A 21,243-nucleotide genomic window follows, 5' to 3' on the forward strand; every position below is an offset into this window, starting at 1 on the left:
TCGCGTGTCAGGTCACGCGCGCGGCTTCTCGCGCATCTCGTACGTCGCGATGACGTCGTCGACCTTGATGTCGTTGAAGTTGCCGAGGTTGATACCGCCCTCGAACCCTTCGCGGATCTCGGTGACATCGTCCTTGAAGCGACGCAGACCCTCGATGTTGAGGCTCTCCGCGACCACCTTGCCGTCGCGGATGAGGCGCGCCTTGGTGTTGCGCTTGACCTCGCCCGAGCGGATGAGGACACCGGCGATGTTGCCCAGCTTGGACGACTTGAAGACCTCGCGGATCTCCGCCGTACCGAGCTCGACCTCTTCGTACTCCGGCTTGAGCATGCCCTTGAGGGCCGCCTCGATCTCCTCGATCGCCTGGTAGATGACCGAGTAGTAGCGGACGTCCACGCCCTCGCGCTCGGCCATCTGCGCCGCGCGGCCGGCCGCACGGACGTTGAAGCCGATCACGATGGCGTCCGAGCCCATCGCCAGGTCGATGTCCGACTCCGTGACCGCACCGACGCCGCGGTGCAGGACGCGGATGTCGACCTCTTCGCCGACGTCCAGCTGGAGCAGCGAGGACTCCAGCGCCTCGACGGAACCAGAAGCGTCACCCTTGATGATGAGGTTGAGCTGCTGGATCTCGCCGGCCTTGAGCACCTTGTCCAGGTCCTCGAGGGAGACGCGGCGCGTGCGCTTGGCGAACGCGGCGTTGCGCTCACGGGCGGCGCGCTTCTCGGCGATCTGACGGGCCGTACGGTCCTCGTCCACCACCAGGAAGTTGTCGCCCGCACCCGGGACGTTGGTCAGGCCCAGGACCTGGACCGGCGTCGACGGGCCGGCCTCGGCCACGCTGTTGCCGTTGTCGTCGTGCATCGCCCGGACTCGGCCGTACGCGTCGCCGACCACCATGGTGTCGCCGACCCGCAGCGTGCCGCGCTGGACGAGGACCGTCGACACGGCACCGCGGCCGCGGTCGAGACGGGACTCGATCGAGATGCCCTGCGCGTCCTGGTGCGGGTTGGCCCGCAGGTCGAGCGAGGCATCGGCGGTGAGGATCACGGCCTCCAGCAGGGAGTCGATGTTCAGACCCTGCTTGGCGGAGATGTCGACGAACATGGTGTCGCCGCCGTACTCCTCGGCCACCAGCCCGTACTCGGTGAGCTGACCGCGGACCTTGGTCGGGTCGGCGCCCTCGACGTCGATCTTGTTGACCGCGACCACGATCGGCACCTCGGCCGCCTTGGCGTGGTTGAGCGCCTCGACCGTCTGCGGCATGACGCCGTCGTTGGCCGCGACGACGAGGATCGCGATGTCCGTCGACCGGGCACCACGGGCACGCATGGCGGTGAACGCCTCGTGACCCGGGGTGTCGATGAAGGTGATCTTGCGCTCTTCGTCGTTGACCTCGGTCGCGACCTGGTAGGCACCGATGTGCTGGGTGATGCCGCCGGCCTCGCCCGCGATGACGTTCGTCTTGCGGATGGCGTCGAGCAGTCGGGTCTTTCCGTGGTCGACGTGACCCATGACGGTGACGACCGGCGGGCGGACCACCAGGTCCTCCTCGTCGCCCTCGTCCTCGCCGAACTCGATGTCGAAGGACTCGAGCAGCTCGCGGTCCTCCTCCTCCGGGCTGACGATCTGAACCGTGTAGTTCATCTCGTCGGCGAGGAGCTGGAGCGTCTCGTCGGAGACGGACTGCGTGGCGGTGACCATCTCGCCGAGGTTCATCATGACCGCGACGAGCGACGCCGGGTTGGCGTTGATCTTCTCCGCGAAGTCGGTGAGCGAGGCACCGCGCGACAGGCGAACGGTCTCGCCGTTGCCGCGAGGCAGCATCACACCGCCGACCGACGGGGCCTGCATGGCCTCGTACTCCTGGCGCCTCTGCCGCTTCGACTTGCGACCGCGACGCGCGGGACCGCCGGGACGACCGAAGGCGCCCTGCGTGCCACCACGGCCACCGGGACCACCGGGACGACCACCGAAGCCGGGACGACCGCCGCCACCGCCACCGGGACCACCCGGACGGCCGGCGAAGCCGCCGCCACCGCCACCGGGACCACCGGGACGACCGGCGAAGCCGCCGCCACCGCCACCGGGACCAGCCGGACGACCGGCGAAGCCGCCACCGCCACCGGGACGACCGCCGCCACCGCCACCGGGACGACCGCCGCCACCGGGACCGCGGCCACCGGGGCCACCGCCACCGGGACGCGGGCCCGCGGCGGGACGCTGCGGCATCATGCCGGGGTTAGGACGGGGACCGCCGCCGGGACGCGGGGCGCCGCCCTGCGGACGGGGCATGCCGCCCGGGGTGGGACGCGCGCCGCCCGGACCCTGCGGACGGGGGCCGCCGGCAGCACCCTGGGGACGAGGACCGCCCTGGCCCTGACCCTGCGGACGCGGAGCGCCGCCGGGAGCGCCGGGACCACCCTGGCCGCCGGGACGCGGGGCACCGCCCGGACGGGGCGCCTGGGGGCGCGCCATGCCGGTGGAGCCACCGGAGGTGAAGGGGTTGTTGCCCGGACGGGGACCGGCCGGACGGGCACCGGGACGCGGGGCCTGACCACCCGGGCGCGGGGCGCCGGGACGGTCGCCACGGTCACCGCGGCCCTGGCCGGGACCGGCCGGACGGGAGCCCGGACGCGGGGCCTGGCCGGCCGGACGCGGAGCGCCCGGACGCGGGCCGGAGCCCTGACCCTGGCTCGGGGCCTGACCCGAAGCCTGGCTCGGAGCCTGGCTGCCCTGGGAGGCGGCCGGCGCGGCGGGAGCCGACGGCGGTGCCGTGAACTCGGGCGTGGTCGGAGCCGGGGACGCCGGCGCCGGACGCGGCGCGGGCTTCGGGCCCGGACGGGGGCCGGGAGCGGCCGGCGCGGCGGGAGCCGCGGGCTGCTCGGCGGCGGCCGGCTTGGGGGCCGGCGGGCGCGGGGCAGCCGGACGGGCGGCCTGCGCGGGAGAGGGGGCTGCCGGCCTGGCCGGTGCAGCCTTGCGTGCGGGGGCGGACTTGCCGCCGCCGCTGCCCTGCTGGAGGGCGTCAGTCAGCTTACGTACGACGGGCGCCTCGATCGTCGAGGAAGCCGAACGAACAAATTCACCGAGTTCTTGGAGCTTGGCCATGACGACCTTGCTCTCCACTCCGAACTCCTTGGCGAGTTCGTATACCCGGACCTTAGCCACTTCGCTCCTTTTAGGTCCGGGTTGCGGCCGGACCGTCGCTACTTCATGGGCGTACTCATCGCGTGCTCATCGAGTGCTCATCGCAATCTCGACCTACTTCCAACTCGCGGGGTACCTGGGCCGCGCGGGGGTTCCGCACGACGCTTCTTACGGTGTTGCCTGCTCGACGTAGAGGCGCAACGCCTTGGTGTCGAGCGGTCCCGGGGCGCGCAACGCCCGTGGGAACGCCCGACGGCGTACCGCCAGGTCGAGACAGACCAGGGCGGGGTGCACGTACGCACCCCGGCCGGGCAGCGTACCGCGATGATCGGGGACGCACTCGTCCTCGATCGCCACGATACGCAGCAAGTCTCTCTTGGCCGCTCGCTCCCGGCACCCCACGCAGGTGCGCTCGGGGCATGCTGGGGCTTGCGTCCGGCCAGACACTGTTAAGTCTACCTCCCCGCACCGACCTCACCCCTTTGGGGCAAGAATCGAACGGTTGTTGTCGTGATCTCAGCCACCCGCGGCCGGGTTCTATTCCCCGGGCTGCTCGGTGTCGGGGCGGATGTCGATGCGCCAGCCGGTCAGACGGGCCGCAAGCCGGGCATTCTGCCCTTCCTTGCCGATCGCCAGTGACAACTGGTAGTCGGGCACGGTCACGCGCGCGGACCGGGCCGCCATGTCCACGACCTCCACCTTGGAGACCCGGGCCGGCGAGAGCGCGTTCGCCACCATCTCGGCCGGGTCGTCCGACCAGTCGACGATGTCGATCTTCTCGCCGTTCAGCTCGCCCATGACATTGCGCACACGGCCGCCCATGGGGCCGATGCAGGCGCCCTTGGCGTTCAGCCCGGAGCGGGTGGACCGGACGGCGATCTTCGTGCGGTGTCCGGCCTCGCGGGCGATCGCGGCGATCTCGACGGAACCGTCGGCGATCTCCGGCACCTCCAGGGCGAAGAGCTTCTTCACCAGGTTCGGGTGGGTGCGCGAGAGGGTCACGGAGGGGCCGCGGACGCCCTTGGCGACCCGTACGACGTAGCTGCGCAGCCGCAGGCCGTGCGGGTAGGTCTCGCCGGGCACCTGCTCCTGCACCGGCAGGATGGCCTCCAGCTTGCCGATGTCCACGAGCACGTTCTTCGGGTCGCGGCCCTGCTGGACCACTCCGGTGACGATGTCGCCCTCACGCCCCGCGTACTCGCCGAGCGTGGCGTCGTCCTCGGCGTCGCGCAGCCGCTGCAGGATGACCTGCTTGGCGGTGGTGGCGGCGATACGGCCGAAGCCGGACGGGGTGTCGTCGAACGGGCGGGCTTCCTGGCCCTCCTCGAGGTCCTCGGGGTCCTCCTTCGCCCACACGGTCACATGCCCGGTCTCCCGGTTGAGCTCCACGCGCGCGTGTCGGCGGCTTCCCTCGGTGCGGTGGTAGGCGATGAGGAGGGCCGACTCGATCGCCTCGACCAGCAGGTCGAAGGAGATCTCCTTCTCCCGCACCAAGCCCCGCAGGGCGCTCATGTCGATGTCCACGGCTACGCCTCCTCCTCTTCCTTCATGTCCTTCTTGTCCTTGCGGCTGAACTCGACCTGGACGCGGGCCTTGGCGATGTCGCCGAAGCCGAGCCTGCGGGTCGTGGCCTTGCGGCCCTTCACACCGGGTACTTCCAGATCCACGCCGTCCTCGTCCACGGTCAGGATCCGCGCGACCAGTTCCCCGCCCTCGGTGAGCTGGAATCTCACCAGCCGGTCGACGGCGCGCACATAGTGCCGGTGCTCGGTGAGCTCGCGCTCCGCACCGGGGGTACCCACTTCGAGGTCGTACGCGCCGTCACCCATCGCATCGGTCTCGTCGAGCTTCGCCGAGAGCGCACGGCTCACATCGGCGATCTGGTCCAGATCGGCACCGGTGTCCGAGTCGACGACCACGCGCAGCACCCGCTTGCGTCCGACGGAGTCCACTGCGATCTCTTCGAGATCGAGGCCCTGGGAGCTGACAAGGGGTTCCAGAAGTTCTCGCAGCCTCTCGCTCTGGGTGGTGCTCATCCGGGTGACTCCTCGGCCGCGTGTGCTGTTGTGGGATGGGTCGCGTGTCTGGTCAAAGGGTATCGGGTCGCGGGGTGTGTTGCCGTCCATCGGGTGGCGGACGGGTGCCGGTGGGTGGTCCCGGACATGTCCACGGGTACCGTGATCACGGGCGTGCCGCCCTCCACTCCGTACGAGCACCGAGGACGTCTGCCGTGCCGTTTCCCCCGCCGCCGCGCCTGCCCTCGGGGCCGCGCAGAAGGAGCCTGCTCGCCGCGGTCACCGGTGCCGCCGTGCTGGTGGGCTGTTCACCCGGTTCGGACACCGACGGCACGGCCGGCAGCCCGTCGGCCGCGGACCGCGCACGCGCGCGTGCGGCCCGGGACAGCGCGGAGCTGGTGGACCGCTACGACGCGGTGATCGCCGCTCATCCGGCCCTGGCGGACCGGCTGCGGCCGCTGCGCGCGGAGGTGCTCCGGCACGCGGAGGCGTTCGGCGGTACGGCGGCGGCCGGGCCGGGGACCCCGTCCGCGCCGGCGACCGGGCCGGCGGTGCCGTCCGACGCGAAGGGCGCGCTCGCGGAACTCGCCGCCGCCGAACGGACGCTGTCGGACCGCAGGATCGGGGCGCTGTCGGCGCTGCCCGGGGAGCTCGCCCGGCTGCTGGCCTCGGTGGCGGCTTCCGGGGCGGCGCATGTGTATCTGCTGACGGAGGGTGCGGCGTGAGCAAGGCCAAGGCCGGGGAACTGACCGCGCTCCAGGCGGCGCTGGCCGCCGAGCACGCGGCGGTGTACGGGTACGGCGTCGTCGGGGGGCGGATCCGGGAGGGGCGCCGCGCCGAGGCCCGCGGGGCCTACGACGCCCATCGGGCGCGCCGGGACGCCCTGGTGCGCGAGGTGCTGGACCTGGGCGGGGAGCCGGTCGCCGCGGAGCCCGGGTACTCCCTGCCGTTCGCGGTGTCCGGCCCCGCCGCGGCGGCCCGGCTCGCCGCCGAGGTGGAGGACCGGGTGGCCGGGGTCTACTCGGATCTGGTGCGGGCGGCCACCGGTGAGCGGCGGCGTACGGCCGCCGAGGCGCTGCGGGAGGCGGCGGTGCGGGCGGTGCGCTGGCGCGGCGAGAGCGTAGCCTTCCCTGGGCTCGCCGAGCGGGCGGCCACCGGCTCGCCATCGGCGACGCCCACGGCGTGATGTGAACGGGAAGGAAACTCTCGCGTATGGCTTTCGAACCGCCGCGGCGTCTGGTCAGGGCGCTCGGTGAGACGGCACCGGATGCCGACGGCTGGCTGGAGAAGCTGCCCGATGCGGCGCAACAGGCCGTAACGCTACGCGAGTTGACCGTGGAGCGGGTGCAGGTGCCCGGCGGGCGCAGCAGCCTGGTCGTGCTGGTGCGGCAGGCGGACGGTACGCCGGCCGTGCTGAAGCTGGCCCCGCCGCGGGCCCGGCCCGAGAGCGAGCGCGCGGCGCTGGCGCACTGGGGCGGCCGGGGCGCCGTACAGCTGCTGGAGCCCTTCCGTACGGAGGGGGTGCTGGTGCTGGAGCGGCTGCACCCGGATGTGTCGGTGCGGTCGCTGCCGGAGGCGAAGGCGCTGCTGGAGGCGGCGGGGACGTTGCGCCGGCTCTGGGTGGAGCCGCCCGGGGACCATGTCTTCGAGACCGTCGCCGAGCGGACGGGGCGGCAGGCCGAGGCGATGCGGCTCGGCTCCGCCGGTGACGCGGGAGCGGCGGTGCTGGTGGACGCGGCGCTCTCCGCTCGGGAGGAGCTGCTGGCGGCGCCGCCCGAGCACCGGCTTTTGCACGGGACGTTCCGGCAGAGCAAGGTGCTGGCGGGGGAACGGACGCCGTGGCTGGCCGTGGGGCCGGATCCCGTGGTGGGTGAGTGCGCGTTCGATCTGGCCCGGCTGGTGCGGGACCGGGTGGAGGACCTGATCGCCACGCCGTCGGGGGCGGCGACGACGCGCCGCCGGATCAAGCGGCTGGCCGAGTCCCTGGACGTGGACCAGGAACGACTCCGCGGCTGGACCCTGTTCCGGGCCGTGGAGTCCGGCGTACGCGCCCTGCGAGTGGGCCGCCCCCAGGACGCCGAACTGCTACTGGAGTTCGCGTCCTGGCTCTGACCTCCCCACCCGGCAAGCACCCACCGCACGGGAACCCGGGCGCCCTCGCGGGCCGACTCCGCCACCGGGAACCCTGGCCCCACGGCACAGGAAGCGCGCATCCCCGCGGGGGTCTGCAGGGCGCGCGACGGCCTCCTCGACCGACTGCGCCACCGCCGTCTCTGACTCCGGAGACCCGCGCCCCCACGACCACAGGCACCCCGCCTCCCCGCGGGTCTGGAGGGCCCGTGGCCGGGCGCACGATGCCCTCCTCGGCCGTCTGCTCCCCCGCCATCTCACACCGGAAAACCGCCGCCATGACCGGACCGCGGGCCTCCTCCTCCCGGACCCGGACGGCCTAAGCGACCGGGCGCGCGAGGCCTCCCCGGCCGTCTGCGCCACCGCCGGCTCTGACGCCGGAAACCCTCGCCCCCACGACCACAGGCACCCGCATCCCCACGGGGCCTGGGATGGCCTCTCGGGCGGCTGCTCCCCCGCCTGCTCTCACGCCGGAAAAGCCCGCTGCCCATGATCGGGCCGCGGGCTTTCTCTCGGGGCTGGGGGACTGCGCGGGCCGGCTCTTGGCCGCCCTCCCCCGGAGGGGTTACGCCGTCAGGTGGGTGAGGGCTTCCTCGATGGTCAGTTCCTCGCGTTCGCCGGTGCGGCGGTCCTTGAGTTCGAGTACGCCCTCGGCCGCGCGGCGTCCGGCCACCAGGATCTTGGGGACGCCGATCAGCTCGGAGTCGGTGAACTTCACGCCCGGGGACACCCCGGCGCGGTCGTCGCACAGGACCCGCAGGCCCTTCGCCGCCAGCTTCTCGGAGACGTCGAGGGCGAGTTCGGTCTGCAGGGCCTTGCCGGCGGCGACCACATGGACGTCGGCCGGGGCGACCTCGGCGGGCCAGCACAGGCCCTTGTCGTCGGCGGTCTGCTCGGCGAGCGCCGCGACCGCGCGGGAGACGCCGATGCCGTAGGAGCCCATGGTGACGCGGACCGGCTTGCCCTGCTGCCCGAGGACGTCGAGCTTGAGGGCGTCGGCGTACTTGCGGCCGAGCTGGAAGATGTGGCCGATCTCGATGGCGCGGTCCAGCTTGAGGCCGGTGCCGCAGTTCGGACACGGGTCGCCCTCCTGGACGACCACGACGTCGACGTACTCGGCGACCTCGAAGTCCCGTCCCGCGACGACGTTCTTCGCGTGCGTGCCCTCCTTGTTGGCGCCCGTGATCCACGAGGTGCCGGGAGCCACGCGCGGGTCGGCGAGGTACCTGACCTTCTCGCCCAGGCCCTGCGGACCGACGTAACCGCGCACCAGGTCGGGGCGGCCCGCGAAGTCCTCCTCGGTGACCATCTCGACCGTCGCCGGGGCGAAGTGCGCCTCGACCTTGTCCAGGTCGACCTCACGGTCACCGGGGACACCGACGGCCACGATCTCGCCGTCGACCTTCACCAGGAGGTTCTTCAGGGTCGCGGAGGCCGGGACGCCGAGGTGGGCGGCGAGGGTCTCGATGGTGGGGGTGTCCGGGGTCGGGATCTCCTCCAGCGCGGCCACGCCGTCCGCGTCCACCGGCTGCAGCGCGTAGGTGATCGCCTCGGTGTTGGCCGCGAAGTCGCAGTTCGGGCAGTCGGCGAAGGTGTCCTCGCCGGCCTCGGCCGGGGCGAGGAACTCCTCGGACTTGGAGCCGCCCATCGCGCCCGCGGTGGCGGCGCAGATGCGGTAGTCCAGGCCGAGCCGCTCGAAGACGCGCTGGTAGGCCTGGCGGTGCAGGGCGTAGGACCGGGCCAGGCCCTCGTCGTCGAGGTCGAAGGAGTAGGAGTCCTTCATCAGGAACTCACGGCCGCGCAGGATGCCCGCCCGGGGGCGGGCCTCGTCGCGGTACTTGTGCTGGATCTGGTAGAGGATGACCGGCAGGTCCTTGTAGGAGGACGCCTGGTCCTTCACCAGCAGGGTGAAGATCTCCTCGTGGGTCGGGCCGAGCAGGTAGTCGCCGCCCTTGCGGTCCTTGAGGCGGAACAGCTCCTGGCCGTACTCGTCCCAGCGGCCCGTCGCGTCGTACGGCTCACGCGGCAGCAGGGCGGGCAGCAGCACCTCCTGGGCACCGATCGCGTCCATCTCCTCACGGACGATCCGCTCCACATTGGCGAGCACCCGCCTGCCGAGCGGCAGCCAGGACCAGATGCCGGCCGCCGTGCGGCGGACGTAGCCGGCCCGGACGAGCAGCTTGTGGCTGAGGACCTCGGCGTCCGCCGGGTCGTCGCGCAGCGTCTTCGCCATCAACTGGGACATGCGCTGGACCGGTACGTTCGCCATGGTTCGTGTACTCCTGCTGCGTGAGGGTTATGGCAGGAGGTTAGCCGGGCGGTACGGGGCGGTGGAAATCGGTTGGGGCCCCTATCGCCTGCGCAGCGGCAGCGCGGCCCCCATCACGGCGTACGGCCTCGGGGCGCTGGGGAAGAGGACCTGCCGGGCGAGGTCCTGGTAGCCGAGGGAGTGGTAGAGGCCGCGGGCCGGGCTGTCGGTGTCGATCGCGGAGAGGATCGAGCGGGGTTCGGCGGCGTCGTCGGTGAGGGCGGTGATCAGGGCGCGGCCCAGTCCGCGGTTCTGGTACGCCGGGTGGACGTGCAGCTCGGTGATGACGAAGGAGTCGTCGAGCCAGTGGTCGTTGCCCCGGCCGCGGAGGTACGGCTCCACGACCGTGGACCACCAGTGGGTGCGGTCGTTCGGCATGCCGTAGACGAATCCGACGAGCCGGCCGTCCGCGGTGGCGCCGAGGGCGCGGGCGCCGGGATAGGCCATGTGGCGCAGGACGATCTGACGGCGTACGACCACCTCGTCCGGGCCGAGCCCGAAGGCGACGGCTTGGACGGCCAGGGCCTCGTCCACGTGGGCCGGCAGATCCAGGGGGCCGATGACGACGTCCATGCGGGGAGGGTACAGGGAGCTAAAAGAGGACGCTCATGAAGGCGCCGACCTCTTCGAAGCCGACCCGTCGGTACGTCCTTCTCGCCGCGGTGTTGAAGTCGTTGACGTAGAGGCTCACCACCGGGGCCACGTCCGCGAGGGCGTAGCGCAGTACGGCTGCCATGGCGGGGGCCGCCAGGCCCTGGCCCCGGTATTCGGGGGCCACCCAGACGCCCTGGATCTGGCAGGCGCGGTCGGTCGCGGCGCCGATCTCCGCCTTGAAGACGACCCGGCCGTGTTCGTCGAGGCGGGCGAACGAGCGGCCGGAGCCGACCAGTTCGGCCACCCGGGCCTGGTACAGCAGGCCGCCGTCGCCGGCCATCGGGGAGACGCCGACCTCCTCGGTGAACATCGCCACGCACGCCGGCATGATCGTGTCCATCTCGTCCTTGCGGATCCGGCGGACGCGCGGGTCGGGGGCGATGGTCCGCGGCATGCGGTCGGTGACCATGAGGGGCTGCCGGGCGCGGACGTCCCGGGCCGGGCCCCAGTTCGGTTCCAGCAGGCGCCAGAGCTGGGCGGTGGGTTCGGCCGGGCCCACGATCGAGGAGCAGCGGCGGCCCGCCCGGCGGGCCCGGTCGGCGAAGGCGCGGACGGCTCGGGGGGTGGCGCAGATGGGGACGAGGTTGGCGCCCGCGTAGCACAGGGACGTCAGCATGCCGTCCTCGTACCAGCCCCACATCTCGCCGCCGAGGCGCCAGGGGTCCAGGCCGGCGACCTGGACCCGGGACGTGACGAAGGCGTTCGTCACGGGATCGCGGTCCAGGACGGCGAGCGCTGCGTCCAGGTCGCTCGGTTCGAGGACCCGGGAGGTGGTCTGGGTCAGCAACTGCGGGGCCTCACACTAAAGACAGCTGATCTCCGCACTGTACCTGGCGGGGATGTGGAGTGCCGCCCTGCCGGAGTGAGACCGGTCGAGGTGCTGCTCGCCGGGGGTGCCGCTCAGCCCTTCCCCGGGGGGTCAGCCCGCTACCGAGACCGACGGCTCGCCCGACTCGATGCCCGCGTCCTGCATCTGCTCGGCCAGCTTCATGGCCTCCTCGATCAGGGTCTCCACGATCTTGGACTCCGGCACCGTCTTGATGACCTCGCCCTTGACGAAGATCTGGCCCTTGCCGTTGCCGGAGGCGACACCGAGGTCGGCCTCGCGGGCCTCGCCGGGGCCGTTCACGACGCAGCCCATGACCGCGACGCGGAGGGGGACCTCCATGCCGGTCAGGCCCGCGGTGACTTCCTCCGCCAGCTTGTAGACGTCCACCTGGGCACGGCCGCAGGACGGGCAGGAGACGATCTCCAGGCCGCGCTGCTTGAGGTTCAGGGACTCCAGGATCTGGATGCCGACCTTGACCTCCTCGGCGGGGGGCGCCGAGAGGGAGACGCGGATCGTGTCGCCGATGCCCTGGGAGAGCAGCGCGCCGAAGGCGACCGCCGACTTGATCGTGCCCTGGAAGGCGGGGCCCGCCTCCGTCACACCGAGGTGCAGCGGGTAGTCGCACTGGGCGGCGAGCTGCTTGTACGCCTCGATCATGACGACCGGGTCGTTGTGCTTCACCGAGATCTTGATGTCGCGGAAGTCGTGCTCCTCGAAGAGCGAGGCCTCCCAGAGGGCCGACTCGACGAGCGCCTCGGGCGTCGCCTTGCCGTACTTCTGCAGCAGTCGCCGGTCCAGCGAGCCCGCGTTCACGCCGATGCGGATCGGGGTGCCGTGGTCCTTCGCCGCCTTGGCGATCTCCTTGACCTTGTCGTCGAACTGCTTGATGTTGCCGGGGTTCACCCGGACCGCGGCGCAGCCGGCCTCGATGGCCGCGAAGACGTACTTGGGCTGGAAGTGGATGTCCGCGATCACCGGGATCTGCGACTTGCGGGCGATGGTGGCGAGGGCGTCCGCGTCGTCCTGCGTGGGGCAGGCGACCCGCACGATCTGGCAGCCGGACGCCGTCAGCTCGGCGATCTGCTGGAGGGTCGCGCCGATGTCGGACGTCCGGGTCGTCGTCATCGACTGGACGGAGACCGGGGCGTCGCCGCCCACCGCGACCGTGCCCACCTGGATCTGCCGGCTCTTCCGGCGCTCGGCAACCCTGGTCGGAACGGACGGCATGCCGAGAGAAATCGCAGTCATCTGCTGTGCAACCCCAAGTCGTGGATCAAGGTCCGGTCCCGTCAGCAGCGGGCTCCAGGCTTCGAGATTACGGCACGGGCAATGGCGACAGCACATCACGGCCCGTAAACCCACTCGATGGAAGGCGGCCCGGGACACAGGAGCCCGGGCCGCCGCCAACGCCGTATGGCTAGGAGATTCTCACCGGGTTGACCACGTCGGCGATCAGCACCAGGAGTGTGAAGCAGACGAAGATTCCGGCCACCACGTAGGCCACTGGCATCAGCTTCGCCACGTCGAACGGGCCCGGGTCCGGGCGGCGCAGCACCTTCGCGACGTTCCGGCGCAGCGACTCCCACATCGCGCCCGCGATATGGCCGCCGTCGAGCGGCAGCAGCGGGAGCATGTTGAACAGGAACAGGGAGAGGTTGAAGCCGGCCACCAGCATGACCGCCATGGCCAGCTGCTGGGAGGCGGGGATGTCGAGGGTGAAGATCTCGCCGCCCACCCGGGCGGCGCCGACCACGCCCATGGGCGAGTCGGACTCGCGCTCGCCGTCGCCGAAGGCGGCGTCCCACAGGGCCGGGATCTTGCTGGGCAGGGCGGCGAGGGAGTCGACGGCGTCGCCGACCCGGTCGCCCATCCAGGTCACGGAGTCACCGAAGTCCTGTTTGACGATGCCGGTGGCGGCGCTGAAGCCGAGGAAGCCGGCGGTGACGTACTCGCCCTGGACGATCTGGCCGCCGGCGTCCTTCTTGGCGACCTGGTTGGTGGCGATCTTCGCGGTGAGGGTGACCTCCTGGCCGTCCCGGTCGACGACGATCGGCACCTGCTTGCCGGGGTTGGCGCGGATCAGGTCGGAGAGCTTGTTCCAGTCGTCGGTGCGCACCCCGTCGAAGGCGACGATCTTGTCGCCGGCCTTCAGGCCCGCGGCGGCGGCCGGTGCGGCCGGGTCGGACTTCTCGCAGGTGTCGCGGTTCTCGCTCTGGGCGATGACGCACTGCGAGACCGAGCTGACGGTGGTGGTCTGCTGGGAGATGCCGAAGCCCATCAGCACGGTGAGGAACAGGCCGACGGCGAGCACCAGGTTCATGAAGGGGCCCGCGAACATCACGATGACCCGCTTCCACGGCTTGCGCGTGTAGAAGAGGCGGGTCTCGTCACCCGGCCTGAGCTCCTCGAACGCGGCCTCGCGGGCGTCCTCGATCATGCCGCGCCAGGGCGAGGTGGAGCGGGCCTCCAGCCGGCCGTCGGGGCCGGGCGGGAACATGCCGATCATGCGGATGTAGCCGCCGAACGGGATGGCCTTGATGCCGTACTCCGTCTCGCCCTTCTTCCGCGACCACAGGGTCGGGCCGAAGCCGACCATGTACTGGGGCACGCGGATGCCGAAGAGCTTGGCGGTGGACAGGTGCCCCAGCTCGTGCCACGCGATCGAGAAGAGCAGCCCGACGGCGAAGACCACTATGCCGAGGATGAACATCAAGGTCGTCATGCACGGGCCTCCGCCGTCTGTGCCGCCAGTTCCCTGGCCCGGGTGCGCGCCCAGGCCTCCGCTTCGAGGACGTCCGCGACGGTGAGTGAGGTTCCCGTCACGGGGGTGCCGTGCTCCTGGACCACCCGGGTCACGGTCTCCATGATGCCGTCGAACGGCAGCGCGCCGGCCCGGAAGGCCTCCACGCACTCCTCGTTGGCGGCATTGAACACCGCCGGGGCCGTGCCCGCGAGCTCACCGACGTGCCGGGCGAGGTTCACCGACGGGAACGCGTCGTTGTCGAGCGGGAAGAACTCCCACGTCGAGGCCCTGCTCCAGTCGAAGGCGGGCGCCGCGCCGGGGACGCGCTCGGGCCAGCCCAGACCGATGGCGATCGGCCCGCGCATGTCGGGGGGCGTCGCCTGGGCGATCGTGGATCCGTCGGTGAACTCGACCATCGAGTGAACATACGACTGGGGGTGCACGACGACCTCAATGCGGTCGAAGGGAATGTCGTAGAGAAGGTGTGCCTCGATGACTTCCAGGCCCTTGTTGACGAGGGTCGCGGAGTTGATCGTGATCACCGGGCCCATGGCCCAGGTGGGATGGGCGAGGGCGTCCTCGACGGTGACGCTCGCCAGTTCCTGCTTCGTGCGGCCGCGGAAGGGGCCGCCGGACGCGGTGACGACGAGCTTGCGTACGTCCGCGCGCGTGCCGGAGGCCAGCGCCTGGAACAGCGCCGCGTGCTCGGAGTCGACCGGGATGATCTGGCCCGGCTTGGCGAGCGCCTTGACCAGCGGGCCGCCGACGATGAGCGACTCCTTGTTGGCGAGCGCGAGGGTGCGGCCCGCTTCCAGGGCGGCGAGGGTCGGGGCCAGGCCGATCGAGCCGGTGATGCCGTTCAGGACGGTGTGGCAGTCGGAGGCGGCGGCCTCGGTGGCGGCCTCCGGTCCGGCGAGGATCTCGGGCAGCGGCTCGCCGGCGCCGTACCGCGCGCGGAGGGCCTCGCGCAGCTCCGGTACGGCGTCCTCGCGGGCGACGGCGACCGTGCGGGCCTTCAGCCGGTGGGCCTGCTCGGCGAGGAGGGCGACGCGGCCGCCGTTGGCGGAGAGCGCGGTGACCCGGAAGCGGTCGGGGTGGCGCAGCACCAGGTCGATGGCCTGGGTGCCGATCGACCCGGTGGAGCCGAGGATCACCACGTCCTTCGGGCCGTCTCCCGCGACGGGGTCGTACACCAGGTGCGGGTCGGCGAGGGGGGCTGGAGAGTCGCTCATCCCTCCATTGTTGCCGCAAGCACGGCGTGGGAGGACAGGGCGTCCCCCTCACGGGGGCGGAGGGGAACGCCCGGTCGACGGCCGGTCAGCGGATCGGGCGGTGGACGTTCTCCCGTTCGCTCGGGCCCGGGAGGGCGTCGGCGATCCAGGGGCCGTCGCCCGAGGGGTCGACGATGCCCTGCTCCAGCCATGCGTAGGTACCGGACATGACGCCCTTGACGACCTTGCGGTCGACGTCGTCGGTGTTGCTCCACAGCCGGCCGAAGAGCTCCTCGGTGCGGATGCGGGACTGGCGGCAGAAGGCGTCGGCGAGGTGGTAGGCCTCCCGGCCGTTCTCGCCGCGGGAGCGCAGGTGCTCGGCGCGTACGCAGACCGCGCTCATCGCGAACAGTTCTGCACCGATGTCGACGATCCGGGCGAGGAAGCCCTGCTTGGACTCCATCCGGCCCTGCCAGCGGGACATGGCGTAGAAGGTGGAGCGGGCCAGCTTGCGGGAGGTGCGTTCGATGTACCGCAGGTGGGCGGAGAGGTCCACCTCGCGCTTGAACTCGCCGTACGAGTAGGGGAGCTGTCCCTGCCCGGCGACCAGTTTCGGGAGCCACTTGGCGTAGAAGACGCCCGCGTTCGCGCCCGCCTTGGCCTTGTCCTGGAGGGACTTGTCGGGGTCGATGAGGTCACCGGCGACCGAGAGGTGGGCGTCGACGGCCTCGCGGGCGATGAGCAGATGCATGATCTCCGTCGAGCCCTCGAAGATGCGGTTGATGCGCAGATCGCGCAGGACCTGCTCGGCGGGGACCGCCCGCTCGCCGCGGGCCCGGAGCGACTCGGCCGTCTCGAAGCCGCGTCCGCCGCGGATCTGGACGAGCTCGTCGGCCATCAGCCAGCCCATCTCGGAGGCGTACAGCTTGGCCAGGGCGCCTTCGATGCGGATGTCGTTGCGGTCCTCGTCGGCCATCTGCGAGGCCAGGTCGAGCACGGCCTCCAGGGCGAAGGTGGTGGCCGCGATGAAGGAGATCTTGGCGCCGACCGCTTCGTGCCGGGCGATCGGCTTGCCCCACTGCTCGCGGGCCGCCGACCACTCCCGCGCGATCTTCAGGCACCACTTGCCGGCGGCCACGCAGGACGCGGGCAGCGACAGCCGCCCGGTGTTGAGGGTGGTCAGCGCGATCTTGAGGCCGGCGCCCTCGGGGCCGATGCGGTTGGCGGCGGGGACCCGGACCTGGTGGAAGCGGGTGACGCCGTTCTCGATGCCGCGCAGGCCCATGAAGGCGTTGCGGTGCTCGACGGTGATGCCGGGTGAGTTGGTCTCCACGACGAAGGCCGTGATGCCGCCCTTGTGCCCGTCGGACTTCGGCACCCGGGCCATGACGACGAGCAGGTCGGCGACCACTCCGTTGGTGGTCCACAGCTTCACTCCGTCGAGGACGTAGTCGTCCCCGTCCGGTACGGCGGAGGCGGCGAGCCGGGCCGGGTCGGAGCCGACGTCCGGCTCGGTGAGCAGGAACGCCGAGATGTCGGTGCGGGCGCAGCGCGGCAGGAACCGTTCCTTCTGCTCGTCCGTACCGAACAGTTTTAGCGGCTGGGGCACGCCGATCGACTGGTGGGCCGAGAGCAGCACGCCGATCGCGGGCGAGGCGGAGCCGGCCAGGGCGAGGGCCTTGTTGTAGTAGACCTGGGTGAGGCCGAGGCCGCCGTACTTGGTGTCGATCTTCATGCCGAAGGCGCCGATCTCCTTGAGGCCGCCCACGACCTCGTCGGGGATGCGGGACTCGCGCTCGATGAGGGCACCGTCGACCTTGGTCTCGACGAAGTCGCGGAGCTTGGCGAGGAACTCCTCGCCGCGCTGGGCGGCCTCGTCGGTCGGCATGGGGTGGGGGTGGATGAGGTCGAGGCGGAAGCGGCCGAGGAACAGTTCCCTGGCGAAGCTGGGCTTGCGCCAGTCCTGCTCACGGGCCGCCTCCGCCACCTGGCGGGCCTCACGTTCGGTGACTGTGGGCTTGGTCGTTGGAGCGGACATGACGCTCACCTCGCCGCGCATAGGGATCTTTTCCGGATCTTCCGGACCGAGAGTTACTGACGGGTGCTACCCGATCGTATGTACCCGATGCGGGGCGAGGTGGCCACCCTGTGTGCGGCCGTTCAGCCGAGAATCGCTCCCGGGCAAAATCGCTGTCGAAGCGCTTCGACAGCCTATGGACACCCACCCCCGGTGGAGCTACTGTCGAACCACCCTCACCCGCCCGTATTCACCGTGCGCACTGTCGAAGCGCTTCACAAAGCTTGGAGAGCTGGATGGTCACCCTCGCCGAGGTCGCCCAGCACGCCGGAGTCTCGGCGAGCACGGTGAGCTATGTCCTCAGCGGCAAGCGGTCCATCTCCGCGACCACCCGGCACCGGGTCGAGCAGAGCATCCGCGAGCTCGGCTACCACCCGAACGCGGGCGCCCGGGCGCTGGCCAGCAGCCGGTCGAACATCATCGCGCTGATGATCCCCCTGCGCACCGACATGTATGTGCCGGTGATGATGGAAATCGCCATCGCGGTGGCCACCACCGCGCGCACGCACGGCTACGACGTCCTGCTGCTCACCGGCGAGGAGGGCCCGGACGCGGTGCGCCGGGTCACCGGCAGCGGCCTCGCCGACGCGATGATCCTGATGGACGTCGAACTCGACGACGAGCGGCTGCCGTTGCTCCGCGACACCGACCAGCCGTCCGTGCTGATCGGACTGCCCGCCGACACCTCCGGGCTGACCTGCGTCGATCTGGACTTCCGGGCGACCGGCGCGCTGTGCGTGGAGCATCTGGCGAAGTTCGGGCACCGCGACATCGCTGTCATCGGCGAGGCGCCCGCGGTCTATGAACGGCACACCGGGTTCGCCGAGCGCACCCTCGACGGACTGCGCTCGCGCGCCCAGGAGTTGGGCGCCCGGCTGCTGCACCGGCCGTGCGAGGGCGGTTACGACGCGATGGCCGTGACCCTGGCCCGCGTCTTCGACGAGCGTCCGGGCACCACGGGCTTCGTCGTGCAGAACGAGTCGGCGGTGGAGCCGCTGCTCGCGCTGCTGCGCCAGCAGGGCCGGGCCGTGCCGGAGGACGTGTCGGTGGTCGCGATCTGCCCCGACCAGGTCGCCGTCCAGGCCTCGGTGCGGCTGACGTCGGTGTCCATTCCCGCGCAGGAGATGGGCCGGCAGGCCGTGGAGCATCTGGTGGCCAAGCTGGACGGGCGGGGCGAGGACGAGGTCGTGCTCATCGCCCCCGAGTTGACGGTCCGGGCGAGCTCGGGTCCGGCCGCTTCCTGACCTGTACGTCCCCGTGCGGCCCCTGCGGGGGCGGCTTCCCCCTGTCATCGTTCAGGAGTACGCCTCGTGAATCAGCCTGCCGAAAGCCAAGCGAAGATCAGCCTGGCGCAGTCCTCCCCCACCGTCGGCACGTTCCGCGAGCGGGACGGCGCGCTGGAGTGGAGCGGCCGTCAGGAGACCGTACGCGTCGAGCCGTGGGGTCCGGACGCGGTGCGGGTGCGGGCCCGGCTGGGCGGGCCGGTGCTGGCCGGTCTGCCGGGCGCGCTGCTGGACGAGGCTCCCGCGACGCCGTCCACGGTGAAGATCGAGGGCGGGCGGGGGCGGCTGACGGTCGGGGCGCTCACCGTGGAGGTCGACGCCGAGGGCATGGTCCGCTTCCTGCGCACCGGCGACGGCGCCGAACTGCTCGCCGAGGAGCGCGCCCACTTCTGGTGGCCGGGTCCGCGGCTGTACACGGCCGTGGGCAACGGCCACCACCGTCTGGAGCAGCGCTTCGCCGCCTACGACGACGAGAAGCTCTACGGCCTCGGCCAGCACCAGCACGGCCGGCTCGACCAGAAGGGCCTGGTCCTGGACCTGGTGCAGCGCAATGCCGAGGTCGGCATCCCGGTGCTCACCTCCAGCCGCGGCTACACCCTGCTGTGGAACAACCCGGCGATCGGCCGGGTGGAGCTGGCCCACAACGGCACCCGCTGGGTCGCGGACTCGGCCCGGCAGATCGACTACTGGATCACCGCGGGCGACCCGGCCGACGCCCAGCGCCGCTACAGCGCGGTGACCGGCCGGACGCCGATGCTGCCCGAGTGGGCGGCCGGGTTCTGGCAGTGCAAGCTGCGCTACCGCACCCAGGACGAACTCCTCGCCGTGGCACGGGAGTACAAGCGGCGGGGCCTGCCCCTGGACGCCATCGTCTGCGACTTCTTCCACTGGACGCACCTCGGCGAGTGGAAGTTCGACCCCGCGGAGTGGCCGGACCCCGCGGCGATGGTCCGCGAACTCGAGGAGCTGGGCGTCACGTTGGTGGTGAGCGTCTGGCCGTCGGTGTCCCCGCTGTCGGAGAACCACCCGGTGATGGAGCAGCGCGGCTGGTTCATCGGCACCCAGTACGGCCCGATGGCGCACGCCGACTGGCCGGACAAGGAGGTCGCCTCGACCGTCCAGGTCTCCTTCTACGACGCCACCAACCCGGAGGCCCGGGAGTTCGTGTGGTCGCGGATCCGCGACAACTACCTGCGCCCGTACGGCATCACGGCCTTCTGGCTGGACGCCTGCGAGCCGGAGCTGAAGCCGGGCTTCCAGGAGAACCTGCGGTACTGGGCGGGGCCCGGCCTGGAGGTCGGCAACCTCTACCCGGCGGAGAACTCCCGCACCTTCCACGAGGGGCTCAGCGCCGAGGGCGAGTCCGACATCATCACCCTCAACCGCTCGGCCTGGGCGGGCAGTCAGCGCTACGGCGCCGCCCTGTGGTCCGGTGACATCGGCACCGACTTCCCGACCCTGCGCCGCCAGATCGCGGCCGGTCTCAACACCGCGCTGGCCGGTATCCCCTGGTGGAACACCGACATCGGCGGCTTCCACGGCGGCGACCCGCAGGACCCGGCGTACCGGGAGGTCATGGTCCGCTGGTTCCAGTTCGGCGCGCTGTCCCCGCTGATGCGGCTGCACGGCTTCCGCGACCCGGGTATGCCGCTGGGCCCGGACATGACGGGCGGTCCCAACGAGGTCTGGTCGTACGGCGAGGAGGCCGGCGCGATCCTGGAGCGGTATCTGCGGCTGCGCGAGCGACTGAAGCCGTACGTACTGAAGGTCATGCGCGAGGCGCACGAGGAAGGGCTGCCCGTGATGCGGCCGCTGTTCCTGGAGTTCCCGCGGGACCCGGCCGCCTGGTCGGTGGACGACGCCTATCTCTTCGGCCGGGACCTGCTGGTGGCGCCGGTGCTGACGGCGGGGGCCACCGCCCGGACGGTGCATCTGCCGGCGGGCGCGGTCTGGACGGACGCGTGGACGGGTCAGACGTACCAGGGCGGCGCGGCCGTGACGGTCGACGCCCCGCTGGACCGCATCCCGCTGTTCCTGCGGGACGGGGCCGAGCTGCCGATCGCGGAATGACGGATGCGGCCGGTCCCGCTATCCGCGGGACCGGCCGCACGCTCAGACCGTCAACTGCTGCTGATGGTCAGGTTGTTGGTGACGAAGTCCAGGCCGCCGGAGGACGAGGTGATCTCGTAGCCGAACTGGACGTCCCCGATCGTCTCGTTGGCGGACATCCAGCCCTTGGTGCCCGCGATCCAGGTGAGGATCGGCTTGATGTTCACGGTGCCGGCGTTGGAGTCCGAGGTGCGCAGGAACGAGAAGACCTCGTTGGCGCCGTTGTTGCCCTTGTAGACGTTCCAGGTGTGGCCGCCGAGCGTGACCGAGCCCTGGGAGCTGCCGAGCGGGCCGACCGGGCCGTGGTGGTTGACCCACAGCATGATCTCGTAGTCGTAGTCGGTGTCCCAGATGTCGTACGACGTGTTGTAGGCGCCGGACGCGGGGACCGTGACGTTGTAGCTGCTGGTCAGCGACGCGATCGAGGAAATCGGCTTGTTGACCACCTTCTTCGCGTTCGGGTACGACTTGATGCCGCCGGTGTTGGGGTGGTTGGCCCAGACGCCCCAGTTGGTACCGGAGTTGGCCCAGACGCACTGGCTGCCGGCGCCGGAGCCCCAGATGTTGTTGTAGAGCGTGTAGCCGTTCAGGGTGGTGTTGCCCCACTGGTCGCAGGAGTTCCAGACGGCGGCGTGGGCGGGTGCGGAGGCGAGGCCGACGGTGGCGCCGAGGGCGAGCGCCGGGGCGACGAGGGCCCGGGTGACACGGCGGAGCGTGCGGGTTGATGCCATGGTGTC

Annotated in this window: 17 protein-coding genes; 5 read left to right on the top strand and 12 right to left on the bottom strand. The window is 71.4% G+C overall.

The features are described from left to right. Positions 1–12: 12 nt before the first annotated feature. The 4 genes from infB to rimP form a co-directional block, all read right to left on the bottom strand. On the bottom strand, positions 13–3,168 hold the full coding sequence (infB, locus tag ACWD11_RS20700) for a translation initiation factor IF-2 (protein WP_389414674.1): 3,156 nt from the start codon (positions 3,166–3,168) through the stop codon (positions 13–15). A gap of 147 nt (positions 3,169–3,315) precedes the next feature. Next, on the bottom strand, positions 3,316–3,594 hold the full coding sequence (locus ACWD11_RS20705; protein WP_389414675.1) for a YlxR family protein: 279 nt from the start codon (positions 3,592–3,594) through the stop codon (positions 3,316–3,318). Between the two features lie 90 nt (positions 3,595–3,684). Continuing rightward, the gene (gene nusA / locus ACWD11_RS20710) at positions 3,685–4,671 is read right to left on the bottom strand and encodes a transcription termination factor NusA (RefSeq protein WP_389414676.1); all 987 of its coding nucleotides are present in this window, start codon (positions 4,669–4,671) and stop codon (positions 3,685–3,687) included. Positions 4,672–4,673: 2 nt separating this feature from the next. Next, positions 4,674–5,183, bottom strand: a complete 510-nt coding sequence (gene rimP, locus ACWD11_RS20715; RefSeq protein ID WP_389414677.1) for a ribosome maturation factor RimP — start codon at positions 5,181–5,183, stop codon at positions 4,674–4,676. A 194-nt stretch (positions 5,184–5,377) separates the two neighbouring features. Here rimP and ACWD11_RS20720 point away from each other — a divergent pair, with 194 nt between their 5' ends. The 3 genes from ACWD11_RS20720 to ACWD11_RS20730 are packed head-to-tail and all read left to right on the top strand — an operon-like array spanning position 5,378 to position 7,274. Further along, a complete protein-coding gene (locus ACWD11_RS20720) occupies positions 5,378–5,887 on the top strand; it encodes a hypothetical protein (protein ID WP_389414678.1) in 510 nt (169 codons plus the stop codon). Beyond that, on the top strand, positions 5,884–6,348 hold the full coding sequence (locus tag ACWD11_RS20725; protein WP_451284644.1) for a ferritin-like domain-containing protein: 465 nt from the start codon (positions 5,884–5,886) through the stop codon (positions 6,346–6,348). Before ACWD11_RS20720 ends, ACWD11_RS20725 begins: the two co-directional genes overlap by 4 nt. A 26-nt stretch (positions 6,349–6,374) precedes the next feature. After that, the gene (locus ACWD11_RS20730; RefSeq protein ID WP_389414680.1) at positions 6,375–7,274 is read left to right on the top strand and encodes an aminoglycoside phosphotransferase family protein; all 900 of its coding nucleotides are present in this window, start codon (positions 6,375–6,377) and stop codon (positions 7,272–7,274) included. Between the two features lie 583 nt (positions 7,275–7,857). On the opposite strand, the gene ACWD11_RS20735 is transcribed toward ACWD11_RS20730, so the two are convergent. From ACWD11_RS20735 to ACWD11_RS20765, 7 genes are all read right to left on the bottom strand, one after another. Next, positions 7,858–9,561, bottom strand: a complete 1,704-nt coding sequence (locus ACWD11_RS20735; protein ID WP_451284645.1) for a proline--tRNA ligase — start codon at positions 9,559–9,561, stop codon at positions 7,858–7,860. A gap of 81 nt (positions 9,562–9,642) precedes the next feature. Beyond that, positions 9,643–10,173, bottom strand: a complete 531-nt coding sequence (locus ACWD11_RS20740) for a GNAT family N-acetyltransferase (RefSeq protein ID WP_389414682.1) — start codon at positions 10,171–10,173, stop codon at positions 9,643–9,645. Positions 10,174–10,192: 19 nt separating this feature from the next. Further along, positions 10,193–11,041, bottom strand: a complete 849-nt coding sequence (locus tag ACWD11_RS20745; RefSeq protein WP_451284646.1) for a GNAT family N-acetyltransferase — start codon at positions 11,039–11,041, stop codon at positions 10,193–10,195. 132 nt (positions 11,042–11,173) lie between these two features. Beyond that, positions 11,174–12,331 (bottom strand): flavodoxin-dependent (E)-4-hydroxy-3-methylbut-2-enyl-diphosphate synthase, encoded by a 1,158-nt coding sequence (ispG, locus tag ACWD11_RS20750; RefSeq protein WP_250074464.1) that lies wholly within the window; start codon positions 12,329–12,331, stop codon positions 11,174–11,176. A gap of 169 nt (positions 12,332–12,500) precedes the next feature. Continuing rightward, a complete protein-coding gene (locus ACWD11_RS20755) occupies positions 12,501–13,793 on the bottom strand; it encodes a M50 family metallopeptidase (RefSeq protein WP_389415602.1) in 1,293 nt (430 codons plus the stop codon). Positions 13,794–13,801: 8 nt separating this feature from the next. After that, positions 13,802–15,058, bottom strand: coding sequence for a 1-deoxy-D-xylulose-5-phosphate reductoisomerase (gene dxr, locus ACWD11_RS20760; RefSeq protein ID WP_451284648.1), 1,257 nt, complete (start codon positions 15,056–15,058; stop codon positions 13,802–13,804). An 85-nt stretch (positions 15,059–15,143) separates the two neighbouring features. Further along, entirely contained in the window at positions 15,144–17,075 is a 1,932-nt protein-coding gene (locus ACWD11_RS20765; protein ID WP_451284650.1) for an acyl-CoA dehydrogenase family protein, read from the bottom strand. Positions 17,076–17,350: 275 nt separating this feature from the next. Here ACWD11_RS20765 and ACWD11_RS20770 point away from each other — a divergent pair, with 275 nt between their 5' ends. Beyond that, on the top strand, positions 17,351–18,358 hold the full coding sequence (locus ACWD11_RS20770; protein WP_389414686.1) for a LacI family DNA-binding transcriptional regulator: 1,008 nt from the start codon (positions 17,351–17,353) through the stop codon (positions 18,356–18,358). Between the two features lie 66 nt (positions 18,359–18,424). Beyond that, positions 18,425–20,467, top strand: a complete 2,043-nt coding sequence (locus ACWD11_RS20775) for a glycoside hydrolase family 31 protein (protein ID WP_389414687.1) — start codon at positions 18,425–18,427, stop codon at positions 20,465–20,467. Between the two features lie 50 nt (positions 20,468–20,517). Here the strand turns inward: ACWD11_RS20775 and ACWD11_RS20780 are convergent, their stop codons facing one another. Continuing rightward, on the bottom strand, positions 20,518–21,237 hold the full coding sequence (locus ACWD11_RS20780; RefSeq protein WP_389414688.1) for a glycoside hydrolase family 12 protein: 720 nt from the start codon (positions 21,235–21,237) through the stop codon (positions 20,518–20,520). Positions 21,238–21,243 lie beyond the last annotated feature (6 nt).

This window comes from Streptomyces sp. NPDC002776 (genome assembly GCF_053592195.1).

Excerpts from the sequence above, each read along its gene's own strand:
- rimP (WP_389414677.1), bottom strand. The coding sequence starts at position 5,183 with ATGAGCACCACCCAGAGCGAGAGGCTGCGAGAACTTCTGGAACCCCTT.
- ACWD11_RS20730 (WP_389414680.1), top strand. The coding sequence starts at position 6,375 with ATGGCTTTCGAACCGCCGCGGCGTCTGGTCAGGGCGCTCGGTGAGACG.
- ACWD11_RS20735 (WP_451284645.1), bottom strand. The coding sequence starts at position 9,561 with ATGGCGAACGTACCGGTCCAGCGCATGTCCCAGTTGATGGCGAAGACG.
- ACWD11_RS20740 (WP_389414682.1), bottom strand. The coding sequence starts at position 10,173 with ATGGACGTCGTCATCGGCCCCCTGGATCTGCCGGCCCACGTGGACGAG.
- ispG (WP_250074464.1), bottom strand. The coding sequence starts at position 12,331 with ATGACTGCGATTTCTCTCGGCATGCCGTCCGTTCCGACCAGGGTTGCC.
- ACWD11_RS20755 (WP_389415602.1), bottom strand. The coding sequence starts at position 13,793 with ATGTTCATCCTCGGCATAGTGGTCTTCGCCGTCGGGCTGCTCTTCTCG.
- dxr (WP_451284648.1), bottom strand. The coding sequence starts at position 15,058 with ATGAGCGACTCTCCAGCCCCCCTCGCCGACCCGCACCTGGTGTACGAC.
- ACWD11_RS20765 (WP_451284650.1), bottom strand. The coding sequence starts at position 17,075 with ATGTCCGCTCCAACGACCAAGCCCACAGTCACCGAACGTGAGGCCCGC.
- ACWD11_RS20770 (WP_389414686.1), top strand. The coding sequence starts at position 17,351 with ATGGTCACCCTCGCCGAGGTCGCCCAGCACGCCGGAGTCTCGGCGAGC.
- ACWD11_RS20780 (WP_389414688.1), bottom strand. The coding sequence starts at position 21,237 with ATGGCATCAACCCGCACGCTCCGCCGTGTCACCCGGGCCCTCGTCGCC.